The 7,754-nt window shown below is 37.7% G+C and carries 7 protein-coding genes and 1 pseudogene; all 8 read left to right on the forward strand.

What is annotated here, in order from left to right; translation table 11 throughout:
• Positions 1-4 precede the first annotated feature (4 nt).
• The 8 genes and pseudogenes from treC (at position 5) to B4H39_RS00380 (ending at position 7,695) form a co-directional block, all read left to right on the forward strand.
• Positions 5-1,615, forward strand: a complete 1,611-nt coding sequence (gene treC, locus B4H39_RS00340) for an alpha,alpha-phosphotrehalase (protein ID WP_251420961.1) — start codon at positions 5-7, stop codon at positions 1,613-1,615.
• Between the two features lie 91 nt (positions 1,616-1,706).
• Positions 1,707-2,399 (forward strand): YjjG family noncanonical pyrimidine nucleotidase, encoded by a 693-nt coding sequence (locus B4H39_RS00345; RefSeq protein ID WP_251420959.1) that lies wholly within the window; start codon positions 1,707-1,709, stop codon positions 2,397-2,399.
• Between the two features lie 103 nt (positions 2,400-2,502).
• On the forward strand, positions 2,503-3,735 hold the full coding sequence (gene purD / locus B4H39_RS00350; protein ID WP_251420957.1) for a phosphoribosylamine--glycine ligase: 1,233 nt from the start codon (positions 2,503-2,505) through the stop codon (positions 3,733-3,735).
• 2 nt (positions 3,736-3,737) lie between these two features.
• The gene (gene purE / locus B4H39_RS00355) at positions 3,738-4,223 is read left to right on the forward strand and encodes a 5-(carboxyamino)imidazole ribonucleotide mutase (protein WP_271328077.1); all 486 of its coding nucleotides are present in this window, start codon (positions 3,738-3,740) and stop codon (positions 4,221-4,223) included.
• Positions 4,224-4,345: 122 nt separating this feature from the next.
• Positions 4,346-5,458 (forward strand): 5-(carboxyamino)imidazole ribonucleotide synthase, encoded by a 1,113-nt coding sequence (gene purK, locus B4H39_RS00360; RefSeq protein ID WP_251420953.1) that lies wholly within the window; start codon positions 4,346-4,348, stop codon positions 5,456-5,458.
• Positions 5,459-5,488: 30 nt separating this feature from the next.
• Positions 5,489-6,292, forward strand: a complete 804-nt coding sequence (locus B4H39_RS00365) for a glycoside hydrolase family 125 protein (protein WP_251420951.1) — start codon at positions 5,489-5,491, stop codon at positions 6,290-6,292.
• Positions 6,293-6,564: 272 nt separating this feature from the next.
• Positions 6,565-7,158 (forward strand): annotated as a pseudogene (locus tag B4H39_RS10230) (flavin reductase family protein).
• Positions 7,159-7,269: 111 nt separating this feature from the next.
• Positions 7,270-7,695 carry a universal stress protein gene (locus tag B4H39_RS00380; protein WP_202229373.1) on the forward strand — a complete coding sequence of 142 codons (426 nt, stop codon included), beginning with the start codon at positions 7,270-7,272 and terminating at the stop codon, positions 7,693-7,695.
• Positions 7,696-7,754 lie beyond the last annotated feature (59 nt).

Here is a 7,754-nt window from a genome sequence, read left to right on the forward strand (position 1 = left end):
GATTATGACATTAAGTGAGAAAGTCATCTATCAGATTTATCCTAAATCATTTTTAGACACAACAGGAAATGGTATCGGTGACCTCAGAGGAGTCACGGAAAAATTGCCCTATCTGGCAGAGTTGGGAATTGATATGATTTGGCTCAATCCTTTTTACCCTAGTCCTCAAAAAGATAACGGCTATGATATCTCTGATTATATGAATATCGATCCTGTATTCGGTGATTTTGAAGATTTTGACCAAATGATTGCTCGAGGGAAAAAGTTGGGTATTGAATTTATGCTGGACATGGTTTTGAACCACGTGTCAACAGAACATGAATGGTTTAAAAAGGCCTTAGCTGGTGATAAATACTACCAAGATTTCTTTATTTTAAGAGACCAACCTACAGATTGGCGCTCTAAATTTGGTGGCAGCGCCTGGGCTCCTTTTGGCGATACAGGAAAATATTATCTTCACCTGTATGATGTGACTCAAGCTGACTTAAATTGGCGCAATAAAAATGTACGTCAAGAGTTGTTCAAAGTCGTTAATTTTTGGCGCTCAAAAGGAATTTCCGGTTTCCGTTTCGATGTGATTAATGTAATCGGAAAAGATAAAATTCTTAAAAACAATCCAGAGTTTGAGGGGAAATTTGAGTATACAGATAAGCCGATCACGCATGAATATCTCCAAATGTTAAATCGAGAGACTTTTGGTCAGGATGAGAATGCCATAACAGTGGGTGAAATGAGCTCGACAACGATTGAGAACAGTATTCTCTATACGCAACCTGAACGAAAAGAACTAAGTATGGTCTTTAATTTTCACCATCTTAAAACGGACTATAAAGACGGAAATAAGTGGACCAAAGCTCCCTTTAACTTTCAAATGCTGAAGCATCTTTTCCATGAGTGGGGAGAAAAAATGGGGAAAGGAGGAGGCTGGAATGCAAACTTCTGGAATAATCATGATCAACCCCGCGCCCTTAACCGTTTTGTTGATGTGAAGAATTTTAGAGTGAAAGGGGCAACGATGCTCGCAGCTTCAATTCATCTTAGTCGAGGGACACCTTTCATTTATATGGGAGAAGAAATTGGAATGATAGATCCAGACTATGATTCTGTAGCAGATTACAAAGATGTAGAGGCACGAAACGCTTATGAAATGCTGATAAAGCAAGGAAAATCAGAAGAAGAAGCCTTTGACATAGTCAGCATCAAGTCTCGAGACAATTCACGAACACCGATGCAGTGGGACAATAGTACAAATGCAGGCTTTACAAGAGGCGAGCCCTGGCTTAAAGTTGGAAAACATACAGATATCAATGTGAAAAAAGACAAGGATGGAGAAATCTACAAATTCTATAAGAAAATGATTGATTTACGCAAGTCTGAAAAAATCATTTCTGAAGGAAGTTACAAACCTGCACTTGAGGACGCTGAGCACATTTATGCCTTTGTTCGTGAATATGGTGAACAGCGTCTGCTCGTTCTTAATAATTTTGCAAATCATAGTGTGAATTTTAAAATTCCTCAAGGCTTTGAAAAAGCAGAAGTTTTTGTCAATAATTATGGTTCATATGAGAGCGAAACACTTGCCCCATATCAATCTGTAGCCTTATTGGCAAAGTAGTGCTGCCTTATTTTCATGAAAAAACTCTTTTGTTGAAAAAATTTCAACAAATCGTTAAACTAGATTCATATATTTTTTAGGAAGAGAGAAAATGACTGTACTACTTTTTGATATAGACAATACGCTTCTTGATTTTGATAAGGCAGAATATATGGCTTTGGGAAAAATTTTTGAACAGTATCATATTGAAGATACAAAGGAAAATAGGGCTATCTATTCGCGCGAAAATAAAGCCTTGTGGCGCAGTCACGAAGCAGGAGAAATCAGTCGTGAAGAACTGCTTACCACACGTTTTGCCAAAGCTTTTAGGGCCTTGGGTGTAACCAAAGTGTACGATGCTTCTGCCGTTGATGCTACTTATCAGCGTTATCTTGCACAAGGGCATGAACTCATTTTTCATGCTAAAGAACTTTTGGATAGACTGGCACAGGAAAAAAGAGAAATGTATATCGTCAGTAATGGCACATCTAAAGTATCACGTCCACGCATTTTAGAGTCCGGTATTGAGCGATATTTCAAAGACATTTTTATTAGTGAGGAAATTGGAAAACACAAACCGTCAAAAGAATTCTTTGATTATGTTTTCGATCATATTGACCATGCGGAGGAGAAAGCTTTCGCAATCGTTGGTGACACTCTAACAACAGATATCTTAGGTGGGAAAAATGCTGGAATAAAAACGATTTGGTATAACCCGAAACATTTAAGTACTCAAGAAGAGTTGGTGCCAGACTGTGAGATTGAAGATTTATTGGAAATCCCTTTTTTACCTGTCCTCTCTTGATAATTCCGAACGTTTGAACAAGAATATATTTAAAAAGTCCTCTAGGGCTTTTTCTTTTTATCTAAATATTTTAAGATAGAGGTGAGAAAGAAAGTGAGGTAATATGAGGGTTTTAGTCGTTGGTTCAGGTGGGCGTGAACATGCAATTGCGCGAAAATTTGCTCAAAGTGAAAAGGTGGATAAAGTTTTTATTTGCCCAGGAAATGTCGGAATGACAGAAGAAAAACTAAAAACAGTGGCTATTTCCGAACTTGATAGTCAATCTTTGGCTGGTTTTGCTAAAAAAGAAGAGATTGATTTGACTTTTGTCGGACCGGAAACGGCACTAATGAACGGTATCGTTGATGTATTTTTAGAAGAAGGCTTGCGTATATTCGGTCCAAGAGCTGATGCGGCACAGATTGAAGGAAGCAAGAGCTTTGCTAAATCTATTATGAAAAAATACGGTGTGCCAACAGCAGACTATGAAAGCTTTTTAGACTTGGAAGAAGCTCTAAACTATGTTGAGAAAAAAGGAGCTCCTATTGTCATTAAGGCCGATGGATTGGCTGCGGGTAAGGGTGTTACTGTAGCAATGGACTTAGAAACAGCAAGAGAGGCTTTAAGGGACATTTTCCAGATGACTGAGGCAAAAGCAGTTGTGGAGGAATATCTTGAAGGGGAGGAATTTTCTCTCTTTAGTCTGGTTCATAAGGGTAAGATATACCCGCTGCCTATTGCTCAGGATCATAAGCGGGCCTTTGATGGGGATCAAGGTCCTAACACAGGAGGAATGGGGGCATATGCGCCAGTACCTCATATTCCAGAAAGTATTGTTCAAGAAGCTTTAGAGAGGATTGTTGAACCAACGATTGCTGGATTAAGGGCTGAAAACAAATCCTTCACAGGAGTGCTTTATGCAGGGTTAATATGGACGGCGCAAGGTGTAAAGACAATTGAATTTAATGCTCGGTTTGGAGATCCAGAAACACAAGTGGTTTTGGAGACAATAAGGAGCGATTTTGCTGAAAATATAATAGACATTTTAGAAGGCAGAGAGCCGCAGTTGATGTGGAATACAGATGAAATCACTTTAGGAGTAGTCGTGGCGAATCAAGGTTATCCTAATACTTCAACAGGAAGTGTTGCCTTGCCTGATTTGTCTGGTTTAAATTGCTTTTATGCCGGCGTTGTCGAAAGAAATGGACAACTGTTTTCAAGTGGGGGACGTGTGTATATGGCTACGGAAACAGGAACAGATATAAGGAGCGTTCAGAAGGTATTGTATACAAAGTTAGACAGTTTAGACAATGAAGGGATGTTTTACCGAACAGATATTGGAAATAAAGGAGTATAAGAATGTCAGAAGTTGCAGTTATTATGGGATCTCTTTCAGATTGGGAAACAATGAAGCAAAGTACACAAATTTTGGAAGAATTTGGTATAGCGTTTGATAAAAAAGTAGTATCGGCACATCGGACACCAGAAATAATGTTGGATTTTGCCAAAAATGCAGAAAAGCAAGGCTATAAGGTAATTATTGCAGGAGCTGGAGGTGCAGCTCACTTACCGGGAATGGTTGCTTCGATGACGTTACTTCCCGTGATTGGTGTGCCAATCCAGTCTCGTGTCTTATCAGGCTTGGATAGTCTTTACTCTATAGTACAGATGCCAGGTGGTGTACCTGTTGCTAGCATGGCTATAGGAACAGCAGGCGCCAAAAATGCAGGACTCTATGCAGTTCAAATTTTGGCGCTGGGTAATCAAAGCTTGGCTAAAAAATTAAAAAAATACAGGGAAAATGCTGCAGAAATATCTGTGGCATCGACCAAAAAGCTACTGTAAACTTATGTTTTAAAAGTTAGTGTAATATTTGTAAAAATAATTCTATATTAGTAAATAAAAATCCGTATAATTAACGGATTTATTTTTAAACTATCCAAAAAAGAGTAGGGGAAAGAAGAAAAATGACCTATAATGAAAATATGCAACATAAGAAAAAAACAATTGGAATTATTGGCGGTGGTCAGTTAGGGCAGATGATGGCTATCTCTGCACAATATATGGGTCATAAAGTAATTACTTTAGACCCTAATCCGAACTGTCCCGCAGCAAAATGTTCGGACGAGTTGCTTATTGCTGATTACGATGATGTTGATGCGCTTCTAAAACTAGCCTACGCTTGTGATTTAATAACTTACGAGTTTGAAAATGTATCATCAAAAGCACTGTATGAATTAGAAACATGTGTAGACATTCCGCAAGGTATCAGATTGTTGGAAATCACGCAGAACCGTAAATTAGAAAAAGAGTTTTTAGAAGAGTGTGAGGTGATGATAGCACCATGGAAGCTGGTTTGTGATGCTCAAGACCTTCCAAAAAAGGTGACCAAGAAACAAGTTCTTAAAACGACAACAGGAGGCTATGACGGGCATGGGCAAGTTGTCTTAAAGAGTGACGAGGATTTGAAAGAGGCAATAAAATTAGCAGACAGTGCCGAGTGTGTTTTGGAGGACTTCGTTAATTTTTCTTATGAAATTTCGATTATTATAAGTGGAAATGGTAAAGATTTTGTTACCTTTCCCTTATGTCAAAACGAGCATGTCAACAATATTTTGCACCGTACGGTTGCTCCTGCACTAGTTTCTTCTGAAATAAGCGAAAAAGCAGAACACTTAGCTCTAGCAATAGGAAAAAAGCTCCAGCTTTCAGGAACGCTTTGTGTTGAAATGTTTCTTACAGAGTCAGGGGATATTTATGTTAATGAACTTGCTCCGCGTCCCCATAACTCAGGTCATTACACGATAGAAGCCTGCGATTTTTCACAATTTGATTTACATATCAAAGGCATACTGGGTGAAAAATTGCCCGAGCCTCGTCTTTTAAAAAAGGCGATTATGATAAATATCTTAGGTCAGGATGTTACTAAAGTTGAAAAAATAAACCGTGAACACCCAGAATGGCACATTCATGATTATGGGAAATTAGAAGCAAAAGCAGGCAGAAAAATGGGACACATCACAATTCTGACAGATGACATTTTAGAAAGCCTAACGGAAATATCAAGTTTGCAGATATAGAAAATAAAAATGATAACAGGGAGGAAGAGGATGCACACGATTAGATTATCGATGGAAAGTAGAAAATCGATTTTTCGAATCGAAACTCTGAGTGAAGAAATTAATCCTGAATGGGCGATTGTATTTAGAAATTGCTTTAAAGATCCCCTGGTTGATTATTTGGAAAACAAAGAAAAAAATAGAGCGTGTCAATTGTTGCAAGGAAGTTCAACAAAGTGGCTTCAGCGCTCTGCCATGCAAGCAAGCTTATATTTACCCCTTGCCTCAAATGATGAAATGATTCGTGAAATGATTGCCCATGTGCTAAAGCAGCATTTTGAGTTTGTCAACACGAGCTATTCTTCCGCGATACCCTATGGAAATGAGAAGAGTAACGTTGAACTTTATCGTTTGTCCTATCCTCTACAGCTTGCCTATCTCTTTTATTTGCGTACAGAAGATATTAGCCAGTTCAGTTTATTATTTACTTCAGCTTCTTCAAGAATCTTAGCTCTATGGGAAAAGGAGCTGATGGGGGCAGGCAAAAAGGTTATTCTTGAGAAGGAATTTCTTATCGAGGTTATTCAATATCTAGAAGAAATTTTTAGAAATATTACGCGACATGCAGCTTTAGAAGAACAAGCTCTCACACTAAAAAAACGACTTGTTAGGCATGCTGAATTTGCTTCTCAGGAAGAACATGCTCTCTTTCGGAAAGGCCTCTTGGTAGAAACTTACCGTGAAAAAGAAAAAATTCTTAACCTTTTGTTAGGTAAAATGAAAGAAACGCAGTACCGAGACACGGTGATAGACTTCTTGTTTTGCCAACTTTTATTGAATTATTTTAAAGTTTAGAAACTTTATATCTGAGTGAGAAGAGAACTTTTGAAGTACAATATTTTTGAAAATTATTGAGAAGATGGTATAATAAAATGAATTTACATTTGTAAACGAAAAAGTTGGAGACTTAATTTACTCTGTTACGGTTATTTATATCTTGCCATTCTCTCTATTTTAGAGATGAAGAAGGAGAGAATGGCACATCTGTGCCATTTTTGGCATTGAAACGTGAAAAGAAAAGTATCACAATCTATGGAAAAATTAAAAAACGGTTTAGAGGAGAGAAGATGAAGACATTTAAAACAAAGGATATGAACAGTAAGGAAGCCTATAAGCTTATATCTGGTCTTGTTGTCCCAAGACCTATTGCGTGGCTAACAACGCAAAATAGTCAAGGACTTGTCAACGCTGCTCCTTTTAGCTTTTTTAATGTAGTTTCTAAGGAGCCAGTCATTGTCTCTATTGCGATGACGGAGATGAAGGATTCTGTCAGAAATCTTTTGGAAAGGGAAGAGGGGGTTATTCATTTGGTCAACACTGATAATGTTGAAGCAATGAATAAAACGTCAGCACCGCTTGCAGCTAATGAAAGTGAAGTTGAAAAGTTTGGAATCAATTTGACAGAATCATAAGAAGTTAAGGTACCAGCTATCGCAAACGCTAAGGCTCGACTAGAAGTGATACTTCACAAGCATATACCTGTAGGAAAAACCAGCCACCTTATGCTCTTAGAAGTCAAAAATATACTGGTAGATGACACGGTTATTGACGAGGAGAAACTTTATATTAAAGCTGAGGCATTAGATCCTGTCGCTCGTCTGTCTGGAAGAGCTTATACAGCTTTAGGTGAAACATTTGAAATTACAAGACCTATAAAATAAAAGAAAAATCGGATTTTATTTTAACTCTATTAGTGTCTTTTTCTGTCCTTTTGTTTTAAAATATAGATATAGAAAAGTTAAATTGACAATTTTAAAATAAGGGAGGACTCTATGGAAAAACAATACAAAAATATCATGGTCGCAGTAGATGGCTCTGAACAATCTGATAAGGCAGTGCGTGAAGCTGTTAAGATAGCTAAAGAAAATGAAACTTCACTCCTTGTTTTACATGTTAAAGACGATATTCGACTTTATGGCTCAACCTATGGTGCACCGCTTATTCTTGAAAACCTAGAGGAGCAAGCACGAGCAATTATAGATAGAGCTGCTGACATCATTAAGAAACAGGTTGAGTTCAAGACTTATCGTGTGGAGGGTTCGCCTAAGAAAGAAATTATTGACTTTAGCCAAGAACATGATGTTGATTTAATCGTCATCGGTGTTACTGGTAAGGGAGCATTTGACCGGCTGCTGGTGGGCTCAACAACTGCCTATGTTATTAATCATGCAAACTGTAATGTTATGGTTGTTAAGTGAACTAAAAAATAATGCTTCTGTATAATCTATGGTAGTAGATGAAAAATCTATTGCCATTT

The organism is Lactococcus sp. UBA7128, assembly GCF_002492185.1.
Classification (GTDB): Bacteria; Bacillota; Bacilli; order Lactobacillales; family Streptococcaceae; genus Lactococcus; species Lactococcus muris.

Excerpts from the sequence above, each read along its gene's own strand:
- treC (WP_251420961.1), top strand. The coding sequence starts at position 5 with ATGACATTAAGTGAGAAAGTCATCTATCAGATTTATCCTAAATCATTT.
- B4H39_RS00345 (WP_251420959.1), top strand. The coding sequence starts at position 1,707 with ATGACTGTACTACTTTTTGATATAGACAATACGCTTCTTGATTTTGAT.
- purD (WP_251420957.1), top strand. The coding sequence starts at position 2,503 with ATGAGGGTTTTAGTCGTTGGTTCAGGTGGGCGTGAACATGCAATTGCG.
- purE (WP_271328077.1), top strand. The coding sequence starts at position 3,738 with ATGTCAGAAGTTGCAGTTATTATGGGATCTCTTTCAGATTGGGAAACA.
- purK (WP_251420953.1), top strand. The coding sequence starts at position 4,346 with ATGACCTATAATGAAAATATGCAACATAAGAAAAAAACAATTGGAATT.
- B4H39_RS00365 (WP_251420951.1), top strand. The coding sequence starts at position 5,489 with ATGCACACGATTAGATTATCGATGGAAAGTAGAAAATCGATTTTTCGA.
- B4H39_RS00380 (WP_202229373.1), top strand. The coding sequence starts at position 7,270 with ATGGAAAAACAATACAAAAATATCATGGTCGCAGTAGATGGCTCTGAA.